This window comes from Kocuria sp. KKT182 (assembly GCF_055635395.1).
Map to the genome: position 1 here is coordinate 829,187 of NZ_CM145757.1, position 20,259 is coordinate 849,445.

Sequence of the window (20,259 nt, forward strand, 5' to 3'; positions counted from 1 at the left end):
GACGGCGACTTAGCCACCACCGACGGTGGGCGCATGAATCTCAACTACGCCACCTCCCCGACCGAGAAGTCCCAGGACCATACCGGCTCTATCGTGCCGCTGCTGGGCTTCAGACCCGAGGCCGAGGACCTCCCGGCACTGATCGACCAGTTTGGCATCTTTGACATCACCACCACAGCCCTGAGTCTGCGCTGACCCGTAATCATCGGCCCGACCGGGGGTTCCTGATGGACCCACCGGTCGGGCCGACCGCCGTCCCAGCACCTACTCATTCCCCGTCCAGGACCGGTGGGGTGGCAGACTCATCACATCCCGGCCCGCCGCCCCAGCCACTCCTGACCCGATGGGCTGTTCCTCGCTGGGGTCGGCCCCACCAGGAAGTCCTTCATCTGGTGGAGCCGCCCCTTCGCCGACAGGGACGCGACCGACCAGCAAGGACCTGCCGTGGGATCGACACGTTTGGGTCCGTGTTCAAGGACCATTCAGCTAACCGTGGTCGTATGGCAACGGCGCCCGGCGCCCGGACTTGCTGACCCATCATCTTGGCACTGCCGTGTCGAGCGACCTGCAGGAGAACCCCTTATGACTGACAAGACCTCGGGACCCGCTGTTTCGGGATCCACCGCGCCTGCCCGTGCTGCGGAGACGGCCGCCCCCGACTTCCAGGATCTGGTGGCCCCGGTCCCGGATGCGGTGCGCAAAGAGTCCGTCGCCGTCGGGGTGAGCCGGGCCCCGTCTGCCGGTGCCCGGTGGGCGGCGGAGTTCGCCGGTACTACCGTGCTCGTCTTCGCTGGGGTGGGCACGGGGATTTTCGCCACCCAGGTGATTGATTCCGCATTGGGCTTCGGGCTGGGGCTGCTGGCGGTACTGGTGGCTTTTGGACACGTCTCCGGGGGACACTTCAATCCGGCAGTGACCCTGGCGGCGGTCGTGTCCGGGCGCACTCCGGCCAAGGTCGCCCTCGGCTACGTGGTGGCCCAGGTGCTCGGGGCGCTGGTCGCGGTGGGCATGCTGTGGGCGGTGCTGATGACACTGATTGATGCCTCCACCACCGCCCAGGCCTTGGGGGCGGTGGCCAACGGCTACGGGGAGAACTCCACCTCCCAAGCCGGTTGGTCCACCGTGCTTCTGGTCGAGTTCGTGGCGACGACGCTGTTCGTCCTCGTGGTCCTGGGCTCGACAGCCCCACGGGCCAACGCGGTCCTGGCCCCGGTGGCGATCGGGGCGAGCTTCGCCTTCCTGCTCACCATCCTGGCGCCTTTCGACGGCGGGTCGCTGAATCCGGCCCGCTCCACCGGCACCGCGGTTATCGGGGGTGTTGAAAGCCTGTCTCAGCTGTGGCTGTTTTGGGTTGCCCCGTTGCTGGGGGGTCTGGTGGCGGGTCTGATCTACCGTGTGGTAGATCTGGGCCGCTCACCCCGCCGCGCCACCGTGCCGCCCGCCGAAGACGCCACAGCGAGCACCGACACCTCCATCGCCCCGGGAGCGTGAGGGAGCCGAGCGGTGTCTCGTCACGGGATGGTCCTACTCGCCATGGCGTCTTCTCGGAGCCTTCCGGATTAACCCGTGCCAGCGCAGGTCAGCCGGGCGCCGGCGCTGAGGACGGGTCGAGCAGAGTCCCCGGAAGGGCTGTATCCCATCTGGGACGCCTGGAATTTTCTGCGTTGGCGGGACGGTCAGGGAACACGCGTCAGTGACCGGTCGCCGTTTCTAGCCTGCGCATGGTCACTGGTCTGTGCATGGTCACTGGGCTGTGGTGCGCAGTGCTGGTGCGCTCCTGGCAGGTGGAGGCGAACGTCTGCTCCAGTGCGTTGTTCGGCGTGGTGGGTCACGAGCACGACGATGCGGTCGGACAGTGCTGAGCGCAGGTCGGAGATCAGCGAGTGGGCAGCGGGTGCGTCGAGGTGAGCGGTGGGTTCGTCGAGGAGCAGGACGTCGGCGCGGGTGAGCAGCGCCCTGGCGACGGCGATGCGTTGTCGTTGGCCTCCCGAGAGGCTCCCTCCGCTCGGGCCGACTGGTGTGTCCAGGCCCTGGGGCAATCCACCCATGAAGGACTCCAGGCCCACGCGGGTAAGGACCTCATGCATGTCCTCATCGGTGGGCCGATCGTTTTTCCCCCGGGCGAGCAGGAGGTTCCCGCGGATGGTGGAGTCGAACAGGTGTGCCTCCTGGGGGCACCAGGCGAAGCGTCGCCGCAGCTGCCGGGCGTCGAAGGTGGTGCTGTCGGAGCCGTTGACCTGCCATGAGCCCTCCGCGGCGGGCAAGTGGCCCAGGAGGGTCGCCAGCAGGGTGGATTTGCCTGAGCCGGAGGGACCTTCAACGACGAGCCACCGGCCCCGGCGCACGGTGGCCTGGAGGTGGCGGAATGCCGGGGCCGGCGCCTGCGGCCAGGTGACGGCCAGGTCGGCCAGCGTCAGCTCTTGGACCTGAGCCGGAACCAGCCCGGCGGGGGGCCGAGGTCGCTTATGGCGGGTGGTTGTGGCGGTGACGGCATGGACCTTGCGCAGCGACTGGGCCAGCGCGGGCCACTGCTGTACCGCATCGACCGCGCCGAGCAGCGGATCGATCAGGCCCAGGGGCAGCAGCACGAGTGCGGCGACGACCGGTGCGGAGATTGTGCCTGCCGCCCGGGCTTCGGCGGTGGTTGCCAGCATGAGCACGGAGGAGAGGGAGCAGGCCAGCACCACGACGGCCTCGCCCAGGCCCCGCGCCCAGGCAGTGGACCGGGTTGCGGTGTCCGCGGACTGCTCGAGGTCGTCGAGCCGGGCGAGCATGTCCTTGGCTCGATCGTTGGCGCGCAGCTCGTCGGAGGCGGCGACCATCGCGGCGAAGCGGCGGATCACGCTGGAGCGCACGACGGTGAGGTGGCGGGCCGCGGATCGGTCGGCCAGCAGCGCCGCGACGGGCCCGGCGAGCAGCCCGCCGAGGACGGCGACCAGTAGCGTGGGCACCGCGCTGGGGCACAGGGCCATGACGGCGACGACAGCCCCCAGGGCGGTGCCGGCCCCGGCCATCGGTGGCAGCAGGACCCGGGGGGCCAGGTCGCGGACCCGGTCGGCGGCGTCGACCAGGTGCTCCAGGGCCGCCCCACCGGTGGCTAGAACCCGGGAGGCCAGGCCTCGGGCGGCCAGCCCGGCCCAGATCCGGGACCTGAGCTCGGTGGTGGCGGACAGGACGGCGTCGTGGGTGGCCAGTCGTTCGGCGTAGCGCAGCACGGCGCGGCCGATGCCGAAGAAGCGGACGCCGACGATGGCGACCATCAGGTACATGATTCCCGGCTGCTCGCTGGCGCGCACGATTAGCCAGCCCGACAGCGTGGTGAGGGCGGCGGCGAACAGGGCTGAGGCCGTCCCCAGGGCCGCTGCCCCCAACATGCGCCAGCGAGTGGAGGCGAGGAACGCCCTGAGCTCGCCCAACGCACCACCGGAGGTCTCGGCGAGTGAAGAAGTGAACGCCTCGCCCTGGCGATCGGAGGCCTGCTGCTCCTCCGGGGCGGTGGTTCCTGGCTGGCGATGCGCCCCCTCCCCGCGGGGGCTGGCGGGCTGCCCCAGGAGCACTTTCTGGTCGGCGAGGGCGGTGATCTCGGTTTCGTGGGAGGCCAGGATCACGGTGGTGGTGCCGCGCAGGTTGTCGATGAGGTTTCTGATGCGGTGCGCGTTGGTGGGATCGAGGTGGGCGGTGGGCTCGTCGAGGAGCAGCAGCCGGGCCCCGGCGGTGATGCGGACCAGGCCCCGGGCCAGGCCCAGGCGGCGCAGTTCCCCGGGGCTGAGTTGGTTCGGGTCCGCCTCGGCCAGCCCGGTCAGTCCGACTCGCGCGAGGGCGTGGTGGGTGGAAGCGGTGTCGTGGGCGTAGAGCTGGATCTCGTCGAGGACGGTCTCGCCGACGGTGTGGATGTGCTGAGGCACCCAGGCCACTGCAGCCGGGTCGATCCCGTGGATGGTTCCTTTTTGGGCTTCGATGGTTCCGGCGAGGACCCCGAGCAGGGTGGATTTGCCGCTGCCGCTGGGGCCTTCGACGCTAGTGATAGTTCCGGAAGGGATTTCGGCGTCGAGACCGGATACTGCTGGGGAGGGCCGTCCTGGGTAGCGCACGACCACGCCACTGATTCGCACCGCGGGTGCCTGGTCCGCTGGGGTGTCCGGCTGGGGGTTGATCGTTGCGGGGTTCGATTCCGGTGGCGTCGGTCTGCGGATGTCGGGGGCCGGGGGCTCGGCGACGATCTCACGGGAGCAGTGCAAGGCTGCCATGCCGTCCTGGGAGGCGTGGAAGGCTGCGCCGAGGTCGCGGAAGGGGGCGAAGCATTCGGGGGCGAGGATGAGGGCAATGAGTCCCACCAGGAGGTCGAGGTCACCGTAGACGAGGCGCACGCCGACGAACACCGCCACGACGGCGACCGAGAGCGTGGCGATCAGCTCGAGCACGAGCGCGGAGAGGAACGCGGTGCGCAGGGTCACCATGGTTGTGTGCCGGTGCTGCTCGGAGACATCGCGCAGCGCCGCAGCCTGCTCCTCGATCCGTCCCAGGCCCACGAGGACGGGCAGTCCACGGGCGAGTTCGACCAGGTGGTGGGAGAGTCGTTGAAGGGCGGCGGAGGACTCCTCAGCCTTGTCCTGGGAGTGCAGCCCGATCAGTGCCATGAACACCGGAATCAGGGGCACGGTGAGCACGATGATGAGGGCGCTGACCCAGTCGGCGGCCAGGATCCGCGCCCCGACCAGCAGAGGCACGGTGGTGGCGGCGGTGACCGAGGGCAGCACGCGCGCGTAGTAGTCGTCGAGGGCGTCGAGGCCGATGGTGCCCACAGTGGTCGTGGCGCCGACGTCGTGGCCGCCCCCGGCCAGGAGGCGGGTGGCGAGTTCTCGGCGCAGCCCCCGCTTCGCCCGACCGGCGGCGCGGACGGCGACGACCTGGGTGGCCCAGGTGGTTGCGGCACGCAGCAGCCCGGCACCGACCCCGACCAGCAGAGCCCGTTGCCAGGCCGCCGTGTCATGAGCGATGACCCCGACGATGCCGCGGGCCAGGGCTTCGGCCATGCCGATCAGAGCCAGAGCCTTGAGCGCTCCGAGGAGGCCGAGGGTGAAGACTGTGGCAGCACCACCGGGGCCCAGCGGGGGACGTTTCATGCCTGCTGGTTCCCGTCCGTGCCCGTCCCCGGCACACCCTCACGTCGGGTACCCGCGGCGCGGCTCGGGGCAACGGCGGGAAGGACGGGGTGGGGGGCGGGAAGATGGCCGGTGGTCAGGCGCCGGCGGAACACCCAATAGCTCCAGCTCTGAGCGAGCATCACCGAGGGCAAGCCGATGGCCGCCACGACGGTCATGACCCCCAGGGTGTAGTCGCTGCTGGAGGCGTTGGCCACCGTCAGGTGGTGGGCGGGGTCGATCGTGGAGGGCAGGACCACGGGGTAGACGTTGGCGAAGATTGAGGTAAGGCCGCAGAACAGCAGTGCGGCGGAGCCGGCGAAGGCGCGGCCTTCCCGGCCCAGGCGGGCGCTGGTCCACCCGAAGAGCGCGGCGACGACCGCGGCACCGACCAGGGGCCAGGTCCAGGCCTTGTCGTGGAGCACTTGAACGGCCAACACCCACACGGTGAGCGGCACCAGCGCGGCCGGGCCGAAACGGAGGAGGAACTGGCGGGCACGCACCCGGACCGGGCCCTCGGTCTTCAGTCCCAGGAAGGCCGAGGCGTGCACGAGGCAGAAACCGACCAGCGCCAGCCCACCGAGCAGCGCGTAGGGCGTGAACCAGGCGAAGGCCCCGCCGACGCGGTCGCCGTTGGCGTTCAGCGGCAGGCCCGTAGTGGTCAAAGCCAAGGCAGCACCGAGCCCGAAGGCGACCAGGAACGATCCCCCGCCCAGGGCCCGGTCCACCCACCGCCGCCACCGGTCGCTGTGGACCTTGCCGCGGTACTCGATGGACACCGCCCGGAAAATCAGCCCGACCAGGACGAACACGAAGGGGACGTACAGGGCAGAGAACAAGGAGGCGTACCAGTCGGGGAAGGCGGCGAAGAGCCCGGCGGCTGCGGTGATCAGCCACACCTCGTTGCCGTCCCACACCGGGCCGATGGTATTGAGCATCTGCCGGCGCTGGCGCTCATCGCGGGTACTGGTGAGCATGAGCATCCCCACGCCCAGGTCGAAGCCGTCCAGGAGGATGAACCCGGTCCACAGCACCGCGATGGCGATGAACCAGAGAGTGGGAAGCAGTTCCATGTCAGGGGCCGTTCTGTGGTCGTCGGGCTCAGTAGGCGAAGGCCAGCACGTCATCGCGCCGACCGGTCATGCCCTCGGGATGGGCGGGGTCATCTTCGTGGTGGGCGAGCTCGGGCATGGCCGAGGCGACCCCGCCGCGCACGTAGCGCACGAGCAACCTCGTCTCCACCACCAGCAGGACCGCGTAGATCAGCCCGAGGGTGATGAGGGAGAAAAGGATCTCCTCCCCGCTGACTCCCGGGGAGACGGCAGCGGCGGTGTACATGTACACCCCGTCCACACCACTGGGGTTGGGATTCGGGACGACCACGAACGGTTGCCGTCCCATCTCGGTGAACACCCACCCGGCAATGTTGGCCCCGAAGGGTGCCAGGATGGAGGCCACCGCCACCCACATCAAGGGCTTGGAAGCCGGGACGGTGCCCTTCCGGGTGAGCCACAGCGTCAGCGCCGCGAAGCCGGCGGCGAGCATGCCGAAGCCGATCATCAGGCGGAACCCCCAGTAGGTGACCTCCATTAGGGGCAGGTAGTCGATCTTTTGGCCGGCCCGTTCGCCGTACATGGGGTCTTCAGGCAGGTGGGTGCCGTAGGCGGCCTCGTACTGTGGGATGAGGGTGTTCACGCCCTTGACTTCGGTGTCGAAGTCCCCGTGGGCCAAAAACGACAGCAGGCCCGGGATCTCGATGACGTTGGTCACCTGGTCACAGTCCTGGGCTCCGAGCGGGCCCACGGCCAGCACCGAGAAGCTGGTGCCATCGTGGCAGGCCGCCTCAGCGGCGGCCATCTTCAGCGGCTGCTGGTCGAACATGAGCTTGCCCTGCAGGTCCCCGGTGGCGGCGACCCCGCCGAAGGCGACGGCGGCGACCACCGCACCGATGCGCAGGCTGGACAGCCACACCGCGTGGTCGACCCGGTCCCGCCCGGGAATATCGGCCCGCTCTCCCACGACCACGGCACCGGAGTCGTCGACGGTGTCGATGTTGTCCCGGCGGCGCTGCCACAGCTGGTACCAGGAAACCCCGATCAGGAACGCCGCGCCCACTGCCACCGCTCCGGCCAGGGTGTGGGAGTAGGCCACCAGGGCCGTGTTGTTGGTCAGCACCGCCCACACGTCGTTCATCACCGGGCGGCCGTCCACCATCTCCACGCCCACCGGGTGCTGCATCCAGGAGTTGGCGACGATGATGAAAAAGGCCGAGACCACGGAGCCGAGCACCGCGGTCCACAGCGTGGCCAGGTGCAGCTTCTTGGGCAGGCGGTCCCAGCCGAAGATCCACAGGCCCAGGAAGGTGGACTCGAAGAAGAAGGCGAGCAGGCCCTCCATCGCCAGCGGTGCGCCGAAGACGTCGCCGACGAAGCGGGAGTACTCGCTCCAGGCCATCCCGAACTGGAATTCCTGCACCAACCCGGTGGCCACGCCCATGATGAAGTTGATCAGGTAGAGCTTGCCCCAGAACTTCGTCATCCGCAGCCAACGCTCGTTGCCGGTGCGCACCCACATCGTCTGCATGAGCGCCACCAGCAGACCCAGCCCGAGCGTGAGCGGGACCATCACGAAGTGGTAGACGGTGGTGATCCCGAACTGCCACCGGGCGATCTCCAACGGATCCATGGGTTGTCCCCCAAGCCTTTTTACAGTGGTGTAGAAGTAGTTCTACGAGTCGTAGAACTACTTCTACACCACTGTAGAACACGTGGGTCGGTCCGCTAGAATCAGCTGGTGGCAACCAACGAATCGAAACGTGCAACCTCCTTAGGTGACCTGGAGCGATCCATCATGGAGATCCTCTGGCAGGCGGACACCCCCCTGTCGGCCTACGACCTCCAGGACCAGCTCCCCCTAGCCACCGACAGCGGTCGCCCCCGCGCCGCCACCACCGTGCTCACCGTCCTGTCCCGCCTGGAGCGCAAAGGCTTCGTCACACGGGAACGCACCTTCCGCCCCCACCGGTACCACGCCGCAGCGTCCCGCGAAGAGCACATGGCCTCCCTCATGCACGAGGTCCTCGGAACAGCCAACGACCGGGCCGCCGTACTCGAACGCTTCGTCGGGGGCGTCAGTTCCGAGGAGGCACAAACTCTGCGGCGCCTCCTCGACGACCACTGAGTCCATGTGATCAGCGCCTCGATCGGCCTCGCGGCATTTGCTCTCGCCCTGGCCTGGCCCGTCCCGATCCTTTTCTCGCACGCCAAGTGGCCGACCCGCGCCCCCGCCACCGCACTGGTGCTCTGGCAGGCCGTCGCCCTGGCCGGCGGGCTGTCGATGCTCGGGGCCTTGCTCACCTTCGGCCTGGCCCCTTTTGGGCCGGACTTGGTCACGGGCGGCATCAGCTTCGCCGCTAGCTTCTTGGGAGATCAGCCATGGGTGCCCGCAGGCCCGATGCACATCCTCGCGCTGTCCGGAGCAGTTCTGCTCGGCGGGCATCTGCTGCTGAACCTGATGGTCACGATTGTGCGCGCCGAACGCGATCGCCGGCGCCATGCCCAGCTGGTCCTGCTCCTGAGCACACCGTTGCCCGATGCCCCCGGCACCCGGCTCCTCGACAACCCCGCCCCTGTCGCCTACTGCCTCCCGGGGGCGTTCACCACGATGACCGTCCTCTCTGCCGGATTGCTGTCACTGCTCGATGAAAACGAGCTGGACGCGGTGATCGAGCACGAGAAGGCACATGCCACCCAACGCCATGACATCGTGCTGATGCTATTCCGCGCCTGGAAGGCTTCCCTGCCCTGGTTCCCCATCGCCGACCGCGCTCACCGCGAAGTCGGGCTCCTCGTCGAGATGCTCGCCGACGACCGCGCCCGCCGGAGCGTCGACGACCGTACCCTCGCCCGAGCCGTCGCCCTTGTCAGCACCGGTGGATCCGCTGCTCCCTCGCACCGCTTCCAAGGCACCTGGACAGGCGCGGCCCCTGCCGAGGACGCCCGTCATCGCATCCTGCGACTGGAGGCCACGCCCGTGCCGGCGGGACAAAAGGCAACAGTCATCGGCGCAGCCGCTGCGCTCATCATCGTGCCCACCATCTTGCTGCTCGCCCCCGGCCTCACCAATCTGCTCGACTGACCACAGGCGCGAACCACCCTGGCTGCCACGGCAACACCTGACCCATGACTCGGCGCCCTGACACCGAGATCTACCGCGTCACATGAGGTACATCAGCGCCACTTTGCCACCGATTCAGGAACCTCGAATCGGAGGGCGGCAGCTCTGCGCGTCATACAGCGTTGCGTGCCCGCACGACACCGCATTAACGGGAGCGAAGACGTATCCTCAGGAGGATTGTCCGTGCTCCTACGCGCACACCAATGTTTGATGCCTGCGGTCCGTTGCTCGATCTTTCCGTCGTTGCCCGCGACGTCCTGGGGGAAACACCATCATGCCCCGTGACTCCTCTCGCCGCCCTGCCAAGCCCGACCTCCGTCACCGCGCCTCCTCGCCGGTGAGCGCCCTCGCCGCGTTCTCGGCCCTCGTGGCGCTGAGCGTGGCCGTCAGCTCGGGCGTCACTCCGGGGGCCGGCGAAGAACGAGGGGCTGCCTTCGGGGTGTCGGCGGGCTCCTCGGCCTCCTCGGAGCGGTCGGACAGCGGGTGGAGCCTCTTCGCGTCAGGTCAGGAGCGGCAGCACCCTCCGGCGGCACCGTTGCGGCAGAACCGTTCCACCTCGCCCGTCCGTGACGGCGCCGCAGGCAACGGGTCCTGGCGCCAAGGCACCGGGCCGGGCGACGCCGCCCGGAACGCGGCCTCGACGGTGCGCCCGGGGCGGCACGCACCGAGGCTGTACTCGGGCGAGCTTCCCGTCAACACCCTCATCGCCCCCACCACTCCCGGGGCCGTCCTGACCGGGGGAACCTTCGGGTGGCGGATCGCCCCCGATCGCGGCGACCGCGAGTTCCACAACGGCACCGACGTTTCCGCCGCCGCAGGGCTGCCGGTCGTGGCGGCCGCCGAGGGCGAGGTGACGGCCGTGTTCTGGGACGTCTGGGGCGGCAACCGTGTGGAGGTCACCCACGCGGACGGACTGAGAACCACCTACAACCACCTCCAGGACGTCAGGGTGGCCACCGGTGACCGGCTGACCGCGTCCGAGCAGCTCGGTTCCGTCGGTGCCACCGGAACCCGGGTCACGGGACCAAATCTGCACCTCGAGACCTGGGTCGACGGGCAGGCCGTGGACCCCCAGTCCTTCGACTGGGTCGACGGTCTCCGCGTCATTCCCGCCTCCCGCAGCAAGTACTCCTTGGAGGTGCCCGTGCCGGCTCTCCCGGAGGACGAGACCGCCGCCAAGAAAAAGGCCGCCTCGGGTGAGGACGCTGCAGGGCAGAAGAAGGCCTCCCAAAAGAAGGCTGCGGAGCAAAAGGCCGCTGCGACCAAGAAGGTCACGAAGGAGCCACAGCCCACGGCCGAGCCTTCCTCTCCTGCAAAACCCAGCCCCACACCGACTCCTGCACCGCCAGCAGCGCAAAAGCCCACGGCCCCCCAGACCAAGCCGGTAGAGCCCGCCAAACCAGCACCTGCTGCGACCCCGCCCGGGCCCAAACCCGCACCGTCCAAACCCGCACCGCCCAAACCCGCACCGCCACCGTCCGCGGACACTGGGAAAGAGAAGGAGCTCCTGCCCGGGGTGGCGCCCCGGGTTCCGGACACCGAACGGGACACCGATCGCGACGGCACCCTCGACATTGAAGACACCGACCTCGACGGGGACGGCATCGACAACGAGGCTGACGACAACCTCGACGGCGATAAGTTCATCGATGAGGTTGATCCGGACATGGATGGGGACGGTCTGCTCAATGAAGGGGACCCGGACATCGACGGGGACGGCATCCTCAATGACAAGGAAGGGGAGCCCATACGCCCGGCACGCATGGCGACCACCAAACCAACCCCCGAGACTGGTGAGCCGAGCGATCCTGTAGAGATCACGGCCCCTACCCGGGGAACTCAGACTGCCGGAACCTCGCCGGTCAACGGTGCAGTGCCGGCCCGCTGAGTTACACCTGGTCTCATATCTTGGTCTCCTGGCGCAGTCGGTGGACGTTGATGAGCGTGAGGGCGAGCAGGAGCAAGGGGGTCAGACCAGGGTGGCTACGGTGCGGTCATAGCGGAGTCCGAGGCGTTTGAAACGCAAGACCCCCGAGTTGGTGCGCTCGACCACCCGCCGGTGCCGACTTAGGTGGGTCTTGGCTTCGACCCCACGGCGGGTATCACGCACCTTGATGCCCCCGCCGGTGCAGGTACCGCCGGCACCTTGGGTAGGCGAAAACCCTTGTCCGCGTGCAGCTTCACCGGGCGGCGCCGTGGCCGCACAAGGTGTCGGAGCTGACCGCGCACACCGGGGTTGGTCCCCATCGGGGGTCGAAGAGCCGGCTGTCGTGGGTGTTGGCGGCCGGGGCGAGAACGTGCAGGGGCAGGCCGTTGCGGTCGGTGAGCAGGTAGTACTTGGAGCCCGGGTTCGCGTGGTCGGTGGAGTTCGGGCCGGTCAGCTCGCTCCCCTTTTTTGGGCCCGTACCGACACCGAGCCGATGCTGGCCCCTGCCCAGTCGAGGATCTGCTTCTCGGAGAGCTCCTCGAGCACGGCCCGGTGGGGCTTCTCTCAGACCCCGGCCGCCTGTCACTCGCGCAGACGCAACCAGGCGGTGTGTCCGGACCCGCGCCCCAGAGTCGGTGGCAGGGCCGCCACCGACACCGAGGTATGCAGCACGAACAAGATGCCCTGCACAGCGGCCCGGTCATCGATCCGCGGCCGCCTACCGGGACCTCGCGGCGGCGGCAGGGGCGGGATGAGCGGGGCGATCAGCTCCCACAGTCGATCATCCACTGCGGCTTCATCGTGGCCATACAGGAATGGTCACCCAGCCGGACGAGGGCGATCAACGATCGGCCAGGTCTTGAGAACAGATGTACGATAACCGCGATGAGTCACGACCACGGCATGTTCGGTTGGGCTTTGTTCGGATATCTCGCAGCCCTGGTGCTAGGCCTGGGCGCGGTGGTCTACGCCGCGGGATGGTGGGCATCCCGGCACCGGGGGCGGTGGCCGATCCACCGCACCGTGCTGTGGTACACCGGACTCTTCTGCGCCGGGGCCGGGCTGGTGGGTCCAATTGCTGAAGCCGCCCGCACGAGCTTTTCCGCCCACATGGTCGGGCACCTGCTATTGGGCATGGTCGCGCCACTGTGTCTGGTGCTCAGTGCCCCGGTCACCCTTGCTCTGCGGGCGTTGCCTGTGGTTCATGCCCGCGCGCTCTCCCGGGTCCTGCGCACCGTTCTCGTGCGTGGGCTGACCCATCCGATGGTCGCGGTGGTGCTCAACGTCGGGGGCCTGTGGGCGCTTTACACCACCGACCTGTACGGCTTGATGCACACCTCGGTGTGGCTGTATGCGCTCGTCCACGCCCACGTCTTCCTGGCCGGCTATCTTTTCACCGCCGCGATGGTGGGGATTGACCCGAACCCGCACCGGAGCTCCTTCGCCCTGCGGACCGCAGCGCTCATTGGGTTTCTCACAGCCCATTCGATCTTGGCCAAGTGGCTTTACGGTCACCCGCCCGCCGGCGTTGACTTCGCCGACGCGCGGATCGGGGCGCAGATCATGTATTACGGTGGGGATGCCGTGGACGTCACCTTGATCGTTGTTTTCTGCGCCCAGTGGTACACCGCCACCCGCCCCCGTGGAATACCCCTGACAGACACCCATGCATCGCGCTGAGTACACACCCGGCGCCAGCGTCCGTCCAGATCCCTAGGGGAGAATACGTCCATGGAGTACTTCGCGGCTGTGCTGCCGTCCATCTGCATCGGCGTCATCTTCTGGCTGATCATGCGTTCGATTTTCCGTGGCGACCGCACCGAGCGCGCCGTTGAATCCGCTTCCCAGGACGACGCAGCACGCTGGTACGAGGACCTCAAGCAACGCGAGGGCGACGCCCTCTCCTTCCGTCCGCCCTCCGTCGCCGACAACGAGCCCACGCGCTGACCCCGGGTCATCATGTGAGCGGGGGCTGGCGGCTGATCGCCTCAGGTGATGGGAAACGCGTCCCCCGCGACGGGGCTGTGGCCCACCCCGTGACATGCCCGTCGACGGGGCGACCTACGCATCACGGACCCGTAAGCCAGGACGGCCTCAGATCGTCGGTTGCGGCAGCTCCCGGATCCGCTGATACAGACCGCCCGTTGCATCCTCGGGTTGTGAAGACGGCGGAGAAGCCGTGACGGTTCATGGTGCGGGAGATCGTCAACCACACCGACCACCAGCTCACCGGTGAACCCGTCCACGACTGGCCCACCCGCACCGCCGGTCCCGCCCGGGCGGCACGGCCACCCGGGACACCGAGGTTCACAGCACTCACAGCACAGCGATCAGGACAGGGAGGACATATGACGGATCCGCTCACCGGGCGTGTTCTGGTGGTCGACGACGAGGTCGACCTGGCGGAGCTGGTCGCGGAATATCTGCGCAAGGCCGGCCTGGAGGTCGCGGTGCGCCACGACGGCACGGAGGCGGTGGTCGCGGTGCGGGACTTCGCCCCGGACGTGCTCGTGCTCGACCTCGGGCTGCCGGGGATCGACGGGATCGAGGTGTGCCGTCAGGTGCGGACCTTCTCGGACTGTCACGTGCTGATGCTCACCGCCCGCGACGACGAGGTCGACAAGATCGTGGGCCTGTCGGTGGGAGCCGACGACTACGTGACCAAGCCGTTCAGCCCGCGCGAACTCGTGGCGCGGGTCCAGGCCATGCTGCGCCGGGCCCGCACCCGCCCCGTGCCGGTGCCCTCGGAGCCGGCCGGGCAGGGGTTGGTGATCGGGGACCTGGTGGTGGACGAGGCCGCCCGCCAGGTGCACCTGGGCGGGGCACCGGTGGCGCTGACCCGGATCGAGTTCGACCTGCTGGCCGCCCTGGCCGCCCACCCGCAGCTGGTGCTCTCGCGCCGGCAGCTGGTGGAGATGGTGTGGGACACGCACTGGACCGGGGACGCGCACCTGGTGGACGTGCACATCGGGCGGATCCGCAAGAAGCTCGGCGACGAGGTCACGAGCCCCCGGTTCATCCACACCATCCGCGGGGTCGGCTACCGGATGGGCACGGGGCGATGAGCCCCACCGTCTCCGACCGCACCCGGCGCTGGTCCTGGAGCCCGTTGACGGTGCGGTTGATGCTGGCCCAGACCGCGGTGCTGGCCATCGGGCTGATCATCGTGGTGATCACTGCAGTGCTGGTCGGGCCGCGCATGTTCTACCACGAGCTCGTCGAGTCCGGTCACGCCGATGAGGCCCTCGGACTGGTGCACCTGGAGGACGCCTTCCGCTCGGTGAGTCTCACGGCCCTGGCCATCGGCGGGTTGCCGGCGCTCTACATCGCCGGGATGCTCACCTTCTACCTCTATCGCACGATCGGGCGGTCCCTGGCCTCCTTCAGCACCGCCGCCGGTGAGGTGGCCGCGGGCAACTACGATGTGCGCGTCACCTCCACCAAGCTGGGCCCGGAGTTCGACGCCCTGGCCTCCTCTTTCAATGAGATGGCGGCCAAGCTCGCCGCCGTGGACACCACCCGCCGACAGATGCTGGCCGATCTGGCGCATGAGATGCGCACCCCGCTGGCCAGCCTCAAAGGCCACCTGGAGGGCATCGAGGACGGGGTGGTCGAACTCGACGAGCACACCACCGGCATCCTCCACGCCCAGATCACCCGCCTGGAGCGACTGGCCCGCGACATCCGCCAGCTCACCACCGCCGAAGAGGGTATGACGCGGCTGCAGCTCACGCCCCAGGACCCGCAGCACCTGGCGGCCCAGGCGGTCGCGGCCATCGAGCCCGACGCCCTGGGTAAGGGCGTGTCGATCACCTCGCTGAGCACCGGCATGGAGGTCACGCCAGTGCCGCTGGACCCGGAGCGGATGGGCCAGGTGCTGAGCAACCTGCTGGAGAACGCCCTGCGGCACACCCCACCGGGGGGCACCATCACCCTGCACACCGATCACGCCCCGGAGGCGGTCACCTACACGGTGACCGATTCCGGGGAAGGCATCAGCGAGGAGGCCCTCCCGCACGTCTTCGAACGCTTCTACCGTGCGAATACCGGCCGGGAAGCCCACCGCGGCGGCTCGGGGCTGGGGCTGGCGATCAGCAAGGCCCTGGTCGAGGCCCAGGGCGGGACCCTGGAGGCCGCCAGTGCCGGCCCCGGGCGCGGGGCCAGCTTCCGCATCCACCTGCCTCGCCACCGGCCCACCGACTGAGCCCCAGCGCACGCGGAGCTGAGGTTCGAGAACGACTGCGGGCCGTGCCCGCCACCAAAGCTTCGAGGCCTGGTGGCGGGCACGGCCCGCAGGGGTGCAGAGGCACCTACCTGCGCGAGGTCCCGGTGGTCCCGCCGAGCACGAGCCGGCGGGTGCCTTTCACGCTGAGGCTGACGAACCGTTCCAGCGGGCCCTGGCCCAGGGCGCGGTACCAGGCGACCGCGAACAAGGCCGCCAGCGCCACGTGGATCAGGAACCACAGGTACGGCTGGTCGTAGTGGATCTCGAAGGACAGGCCCACCAGGTGGGCGGTGTAGAGGGTCAGGGTCATTGCGCCCATCGCTGCCAGCGGCAGCAGCCAGGCCTCGGCCTTGCGGGCGATCAGCAACAGGGCCCCGAGCACGGTCAGGCCCACGCCCAGGCTCGCCGCGATCGCCAGCGGGGTGTTGGTGTGCGGGGTGGCGATCGCCAGCCACCACACCGTGGAGGTCGGCAGCGAGTCCGGTCCCCACACCAGCACTTCCTCCAGCTCGTGCTCGCCCATCGCAGAGGCGTCCAGCAGCCGCTGGTAGCCGCCGAAGGCGTAGAGCAGGAAGTAGGAGGTGGCCTGAGCAAAGATCGCCATTCCGACACCGATGACCAGCAGCCGGATCTGGACCTCCTGCTTGCGCAGGTTCAACCGGCCCAGTCCCATTCCGACCAGCAGATAAGTCATGTACGGCAGGGCCGGGTAGGTCCCGGTCAGCAGCAGCTGGGAGGCCGTGGCCCCCGGCTCCGTGAGGACGGTGCTGAGGGTGGGGTTGTTGTTGCTCCAGGCGGGCAGCTGATCGAGCAGGCCCTGCATCAGCAGCGGGGACACGATCCCGAAGACCGCCGCACAGACGAACAGCGCCTTCGGGCCGGCGTGCAGGAACGGGATCGCCAGCAGGAAGAACACCCCGTAGTAGATCAGGATGTTGTCCGCCGGGGCGTCTTCGGGCATCAGCGTCCCGATCCACAGACCGACTGCGGCGATGAGCACTGCCCGTACCAGCAGCCCGATCCGGTCAGCGGTCATCGTCGCACCCTCGTGCGGGTGGCGCCCACCGGAGGTCAGCGCCAGACCGACCCCGGCCAACAGGGCGAACAGTGCCGCGGAGTCCCCGGAGAACAAACGCCAGGACCAGCTGGCTTCCCCGGTCTCCTCGTTCCAGGCCGGCAGCAGGTGAATGGCCATCAACCCGATCAGCGCCAACCCCCGGGCCGCGTCGATCCCCACCAGCCGGCGTGTGGGCCGTATCAGTGCATCGTCCAGTCCCGCTGGATCGGTTCTCTCCGCTCGCGACATCGCGCTCATGACTCCCCCTGATCGAGCCAGCCCTTCCAGGGCCAGCGAAGCGTGCGGCCCGCAGGACCGCGTCCACGGCCCCGGGGCACCCGGAGCTGATCTATCTTCAGCATGTCCGCCACGTTTGGCGCTGACCTCGCGGAATCCTCAAGATTCCGTGAAGACTTCGACGGGCTCTTACCCCGGGCGAGCCCTCACCCGGCCACGGGCCCGTCTGGCGACGCCCGGGGCCCGCACAGCATCGCTCTGGCGCGTCACAGTCGCCGCGAAAGCATTCTCAGGATGGCAAGGGTTTGCGCCGTGCGCCTTCCGGTTCCCCGGATGGGACCACGCGGCGCCTGTTGCACCCGTGGAGCAGCCCGTTCCTGACAGGGCCGTTCGGGGTTGGGGGACCAATGAGCGAGACCACCATGGGCCGGACCACCAGTGGCGGAGCTTACCGGTGGGCGGTCGAGGCCTCCGTGAGGACCACCTACCGGATGGACGAGCCCGTGATCGCGGCGGTGAGGGCCTCCATCGCCTCCTGTCACGGTGTGGCCCGATGCACGGGCGCCCCCGGGGTGTCCGTGCGGATACTGCTGGAGGCCGAGAGCTGCGCCGCCGCCTACAGCACGGCCCTGGTGCTGCTGGCGCGGACGGTGCTGCCGTTGCTGGAAGGATCCACGCTGATGGATCTGAACGTCACCACTGACGAGACGCCACCTGAGCATATCGTCCTGCCCGTCCCAATCGCTGTCGTGGGAACGGTTCATTGATTCTTGCCCCGGACCGCAGCCGCCCAGTCGAGGAGATCCCCGGTCTCGCACCGTCAGTGTCGGTCGACCCGGTGACTGTCTCCGCACCAGCCACCTGAGCACACGACCAAGGTCTGGGTGCGGAACCGGTCTCAGGCCTGTCGATGTCTGCCCAGCACGAGCCGGCGGACGATGCGCACGATCCCGGCGACGACCCGCTCGAGGGGGCCTTGCCCGAACACCTTGTGCCAGATCAGGGCAAAGACCAGGGCCACCCCCATGTGGATCAGGAACCACATGGGCTGGTCGTAGTGCAGCTGCGCGGACAGGCCCAGCAGATGGGCGGAGTACACGGTCAGCGTCATCGAGCCCATCGCCGACAGCGGCAGCAACCAGTTTCCCGCCCCGCGGGCCAGCAGCAGGAACAGACCCAGCACCGCTATCGCCGAGCCCAGACCCAGCAGCAGGGCCAGCGGGGTGTTGGTGTAGGGACCGGCGATGGCCAGCCACCACCAGGTGGTCGTGGGCAGAGCAGGATCGGGACCGAAGTTGATGATGTCATCGATCAGCTCTTCGTCCAGAGCCGGGGTGTGGGCCAGGAGCTGGTCGTAGCCCCCGGCCTGGAGAATCAGCACCCAGTAGGCGAACCACGCCGTCACCGCCAGGATCACTCCCAGCGACAGCAACGTCGTCTGGATCCCGACGTCGGCCAGATCCAGCCGCCCGATCGCCACCCCGGCCAGCAGATAGGCCAGGTACGGCAGGGCGGGGAAGGTCCCGGTCAACACCAGCTGGGCGGTAGTGGCCCCGGGATTGCCGACCAGGTCAGTCAGTGCTGGGTTGTACCGCTCGACGGCCGGCAGGACGTCGCGCAACAGGTACATGAGCACCGGACCGGCCAGAGCGAAGAACCCCGCCCAAGTGAACAACGCCCGCGCGGACAGAGACAGGAACGGGACCGCCAGCAGGAAGATGACCCCGTAGTAGACCAGGATGTTTACCGCCGGGACCTCGGCAAGGCTGTCTCCTGGGATGACTTCGTTGATCACCAACCCCAGACCCGCGATCAACAATGCGCGCACCACCACCCCCACCCGGTCCGCCGTCATCGCCCGCCCAGTGTGCGGGCTCTGCCCGCCGGTGCTGAAGGCCAGACCCACCCCGGTCAGCAGGGCGAACAGCGCCGCGGAGCGGCCGGCGAAGACCGTCCACTGCGCGGTGGGCTCGAAGGAAACCGGGTCCCAGGACGGCATGATGTGGATGGAGATCATTCCGATCAGCGCCAGCCCGCGGGCGGCGTCGATCCCGATCAGGCGCTGCTTGCGTGCCCCGGTGTCCGCGGTGCTTGCACCGCTCGCCGCAGCAGGTTCTGCCCCAGTGCGGGAAGTGGACCATCGTGGACTGTTCTGTGTCCACGGGGCGCTGCGCGCCGGGCGTCCTTGGAAATCCGTCATGACGAGCTACCCCCTGTGCTGCACTGGCGGGCCCCCTGCCCGCCGGACCGGGCCCCAACGCCCGGTACAGGATTTACTTGAGCAAGGGCGGGTATAGCTGAAGTATTCGTTTTCTAAGATCTGCCTGTGAAGGCTGGTTCGGCTGACGAGAGCGAGTCGTGCGGCGGGGACCAGACATGGACGGCCCTTCCGAGACCTTGCCCGAACTCCTCAGGACGGATGGTGCGGTAGCGAGCTTCACGGGCCCTCGTGCGTGCGGGCCACCGCCACCACATCGCGGCGGAACTCCTCAGGACAGGGCCTGGGCACGGGGTCGTCCTGACCGTAAGAACGGATCCTCACAAGTAAAAGGAGTCGGGGAACCCGGGGCAGTCCCTACCGTGGCGCCCTCTTCCCCTAAGAGGTCATTTCATAATGAGTTCGACGTAGCCCTTGAGTGCTGACGGGGTCCTCGGTGACCCTGGTGGGCATGATGGGGGATCTCGTACCGGACTCGCTGTGGGAGCGAGTCGAGCCGTTGCTGCCACCACGCCCACCCCGGCGCCACCAGCACCCAGGGCGCAAGCCCGCCGATGACCGGACAGCTCTGGCCGGGATCGTGTTCGTGCTCAAGACCGGGCTCGGCTGGAACCAGCTGCCCCGGGACCTGCTCGGCGTCTCCGGAGTGACCTGCTGGCGGCGCATGAGGGACTGGACCGAGGCCGGAGTGTGGCCGGCGGTACACGAAGTGCTGTTGGCTGAGCTGCGCGCGGCCGGGGCACTGGACCTAGACCGGTGCGCTGTGGACGGCTCGCACGTGCGGGCCCTCAAAGGGGGGACCACATCGGGCCCAGCCCCGTCGATCGCGGCCGGCCCGGTTCCAAGCACCACCTGATCGTTGAGGCGAACGGCATCCCGCTACAGGTCACCCTCACCGGCGGCAACCGCAACGACGTCACCCAGCTGTTGCCCCTGGTCGACTCGATTCCGCCGATCCGCGGGTTGCGTGGTCGGCCCCGCCGCAAGCCCCGGGAACTGTTCGCGGACCGTGGCTATGACCACGACAAGTACCGGCGGCTGCTGCGCGCCCGCGGGATCACTCCGCGCATCGCCCGTCGAGGCGTCGCCCATGGTTCCGGGCTGGGCCGGCATCGCTGGGTGGTGGAGCGCGGCTTCGCCTGGCTGCACTCCTACAAGCGACTCCGGACTCGGTGGGAACGCCGGGCCGACCTCCATCTCGGACTGCTGCAACTGGCCTGCGCGCTGATCTGCCACAGACGCCTCACCGCATTATGAAACAAGTTCTAAAGACCAGTC

Annotated in this window: 16 protein-coding genes and 1 pseudogene; 11 read left to right on the forward strand and 6 right to left on the reverse strand. The window is 68.6% G+C overall.

Features of this window, described 5'->3' with window-relative positions; genetic code table 11:
- Positions 1–33: 33 nt before the first annotated feature.
- Entirely contained in the window at positions 34–195 is a 162-nt protein-coding gene (locus tag ACZ2G1_RS03770; RefSeq protein WP_186367325.1) for a hypothetical protein, read from the forward strand.
- A 387-nt stretch (positions 196–582) separates the two neighbouring features.
- Positions 583–1,491, forward strand: a complete 909-nt coding sequence (locus tag ACZ2G1_RS03775) for an aquaporin (RefSeq protein WP_144943350.1) — start codon at positions 583–585, stop codon at positions 1,489–1,491.
- A 185-nt stretch (positions 1,492–1,676) separates the two neighbouring features.
- On the opposite strand, the gene cydD is transcribed toward ACZ2G1_RS03775, so the two are convergent.
- From cydD to ACZ2G1_RS03790, 3 genes are read right to left on the reverse strand one after another with little or no spacing between them, the layout of a single operon-like run.
- Entirely contained in the window at positions 1,677–5,123 is a 3,447-nt protein-coding gene (gene cydD, locus ACZ2G1_RS03780) for a thiol reductant ABC exporter subunit CydD (RefSeq protein WP_144943349.1), read from the reverse strand.
- On the reverse strand, positions 5,120–6,214 hold the full coding sequence (gene cydB, locus ACZ2G1_RS03785; protein ID WP_019311286.1) for a cytochrome d ubiquinol oxidase subunit II: 1,095 nt from the start codon (positions 6,212–6,214) through the stop codon (positions 5,120–5,122). The genes cydD and cydB overlap by 4 nt, the downstream gene beginning before the upstream one ends.
- Before the next feature lie 28 nt (positions 6,215–6,242).
- The gene (locus ACZ2G1_RS03790; RefSeq protein WP_019311285.1) at positions 6,243–7,826 is read right to left on the reverse strand and encodes a cytochrome ubiquinol oxidase subunit I; all 1,584 of its coding nucleotides are present in this window, start codon (positions 7,824–7,826) and stop codon (positions 6,243–6,245) included.
- A gap of 108 nt (positions 7,827–7,934) precedes the next feature.
- On the opposite strand from ACZ2G1_RS03790, the gene ACZ2G1_RS03795 reads away from it, so the two are divergent.
- The 3 genes from ACZ2G1_RS03795 (at position 7,935) to ACZ2G1_RS03805 (ending at position 11,205) form a co-directional block, all read left to right on the forward strand.
- Positions 7,935–8,321 (forward strand): BlaI/MecI/CopY family transcriptional regulator, encoded by a 387-nt coding sequence (locus tag ACZ2G1_RS03795; RefSeq protein WP_257879654.1) that lies wholly within the window; start codon positions 7,935–7,937, stop codon positions 8,319–8,321.
- A 6-nt stretch (positions 8,322–8,327) separates the two neighbouring features.
- Complete coding sequence (locus ACZ2G1_RS03800; protein ID WP_019311283.1) at positions 8,328–9,278, forward strand: M56 family metallopeptidase; 951 nt, start codon at positions 8,328–8,330, stop codon at positions 9,276–9,278.
- 574 nt (positions 9,279–9,852) lie between these two features.
- The gene (locus ACZ2G1_RS03805) at positions 9,853–11,205 is read left to right on the forward strand and encodes a M23 family metallopeptidase (protein ID WP_336650700.1); all 1,353 of its coding nucleotides are present in this window, start codon (positions 9,853–9,855) and stop codon (positions 11,203–11,205) included.
- Positions 11,206–11,218: 13 nt separating this feature from the next.
- Here the strand turns inward: ACZ2G1_RS03805 and ACZ2G1_RS03810 are convergent.
- Positions 11,219–12,057, reverse strand: a pseudogene (locus ACZ2G1_RS03810) (IS5 family transposase).
- Between the two features lie 72 nt (positions 12,058–12,129).
- On the opposite strand from ACZ2G1_RS03810, the gene ACZ2G1_RS03815 reads away from it, so the two are divergent.
- The 4 genes from ACZ2G1_RS03815 to ACZ2G1_RS03830 all read left to right on the forward strand — a co-directional run bounded on the left by ACZ2G1_RS03815 (position 12,130) and on the right by ACZ2G1_RS03830 (position 15,448).
- Positions 12,130–12,924 (forward strand): cytochrome c oxidase assembly protein, encoded by a 795-nt coding sequence (locus ACZ2G1_RS03815; RefSeq protein WP_284563947.1) that lies wholly within the window; start codon positions 12,130–12,132, stop codon positions 12,922–12,924.
- Between the two features lie 51 nt (positions 12,925–12,975).
- Positions 12,976–13,191 (forward strand): hypothetical protein, encoded by a 216-nt coding sequence (locus tag ACZ2G1_RS03820; RefSeq protein ID WP_101851583.1) that lies wholly within the window; start codon positions 12,976–12,978, stop codon positions 13,189–13,191.
- A 401-nt stretch (positions 13,192–13,592) separates the two neighbouring features.
- Positions 13,593–14,309 (forward strand): response regulator transcription factor, encoded by a 717-nt coding sequence (locus ACZ2G1_RS03825; RefSeq protein ID WP_101851582.1) that lies wholly within the window; start codon positions 13,593–13,595, stop codon positions 14,307–14,309.
- Positions 14,306–15,448, forward strand: a complete 1,143-nt coding sequence (locus ACZ2G1_RS03830) for a sensor histidine kinase (RefSeq protein WP_257879653.1) — start codon at positions 14,306–14,308, stop codon at positions 15,446–15,448. The genes ACZ2G1_RS03825 and ACZ2G1_RS03830 overlap by 4 nt, the downstream gene beginning before the upstream one ends.
- Positions 15,449–15,554: 106 nt before the next feature.
- Here ACZ2G1_RS03830 and ACZ2G1_RS03835 read toward each other — a convergent pair whose 3' ends face one another.
- Complete coding sequence (locus ACZ2G1_RS03835; RefSeq protein ID WP_257879652.1) at positions 15,555–16,706, reverse strand: DUF1624 domain-containing protein; 1,152 nt, start codon at positions 16,704–16,706, stop codon at positions 15,555–15,557.
- A gap of 464 nt (positions 16,707–17,170) precedes the next feature.
- Between ACZ2G1_RS03835 and ACZ2G1_RS03840 the strand changes: the two genes are divergently transcribed.
- Positions 17,171–17,530, forward strand: a complete 360-nt coding sequence (locus ACZ2G1_RS03840; RefSeq protein ID WP_101851579.1) for a hypothetical protein — start codon at positions 17,171–17,173, stop codon at positions 17,528–17,530.
- A gap of 131 nt (positions 17,531–17,661) precedes the next feature.
- Here ACZ2G1_RS03840 and ACZ2G1_RS03845 read toward each other — a convergent pair whose 3' ends face one another.
- Positions 17,662–18,780 carry a heparan-alpha-glucosaminide N-acetyltransferase domain-containing protein gene (locus ACZ2G1_RS03845; protein ID WP_470377495.1) on the reverse strand — a complete coding sequence of 373 codons (1,119 nt, stop codon included), beginning with the start codon at positions 18,778–18,780 and terminating at the stop codon, positions 17,662–17,664.
- Positions 18,781–19,432: 652 nt separating this feature from the next.
- On the opposite strand from ACZ2G1_RS03845, the gene ACZ2G1_RS03850 reads away from it, so the two are divergent.
- A protein-coding gene (locus tag ACZ2G1_RS03850) for an IS5 family transposase (protein ID WP_470376661.1) occupies positions 19,433–20,238 on the forward strand; the annotation gives its coding sequence in 2 pieces (ribosomal slippage) (positions 19,433–19,772 and positions 19,772–20,238; 807 coding nt in all).
- Positions 20,239–20,259 lie beyond the last annotated feature (21 nt).

Coding starts and splice junctions, on each gene's coding strand:
- ACZ2G1_RS03770 (WP_186367325.1), top strand. CDS start 34: ATGAATCTCAACTACGCCACCTCCCCGACCGAGAAGTCCCAGGACCAT.
- ACZ2G1_RS03775 (WP_144943350.1), top strand. CDS start 583: ATGACTGACAAGACCTCGGGACCCGCTGTTTCGGGATCCACCGCGCCT.
- cydD (WP_144943349.1), bottom strand. CDS start 5,123: ATGAAACGTCCCCCGCTGGGCCCCGGTGGTGCTGCCACAGTCTTCACC.
- cydB (WP_019311286.1), bottom strand. CDS start 6,214: ATGGAACTGCTTCCCACTCTCTGGTTCATCGCCATCGCGGTGCTGTGG.
- ACZ2G1_RS03790 (WP_019311285.1), bottom strand. CDS start 7,826: ATGGATCCGTTGGAGATCGCCCGGTGGCAGTTCGGGATCACCACCGTC.
- ACZ2G1_RS03815 (WP_284563947.1), top strand. CDS start 12,130: ATGAGTCACGACCACGGCATGTTCGGTTGGGCTTTGTTCGGATATCTC.
- ACZ2G1_RS03820 (WP_101851583.1), top strand. CDS start 12,976: ATGGAGTACTTCGCGGCTGTGCTGCCGTCCATCTGCATCGGCGTCATC.
- ACZ2G1_RS03825 (WP_101851582.1), top strand. CDS start 13,593: ATGACGGATCCGCTCACCGGGCGTGTTCTGGTGGTCGACGACGAGGTC.
- ACZ2G1_RS03830 (WP_257879653.1), top strand. CDS start 14,306: ATGAGCCCCACCGTCTCCGACCGCACCCGGCGCTGGTCCTGGAGCCCG.
- ACZ2G1_RS03840 (WP_101851579.1), top strand. CDS start 17,171: ATGAGCGAGACCACCATGGGCCGGACCACCAGTGGCGGAGCTTACCGG.
- ACZ2G1_RS03845 (WP_470377495.1), bottom strand. CDS start 18,780: ATGATCTCCATCCACATCATGCCGTCCTGGGACCCGGTTTCCTTCGAG.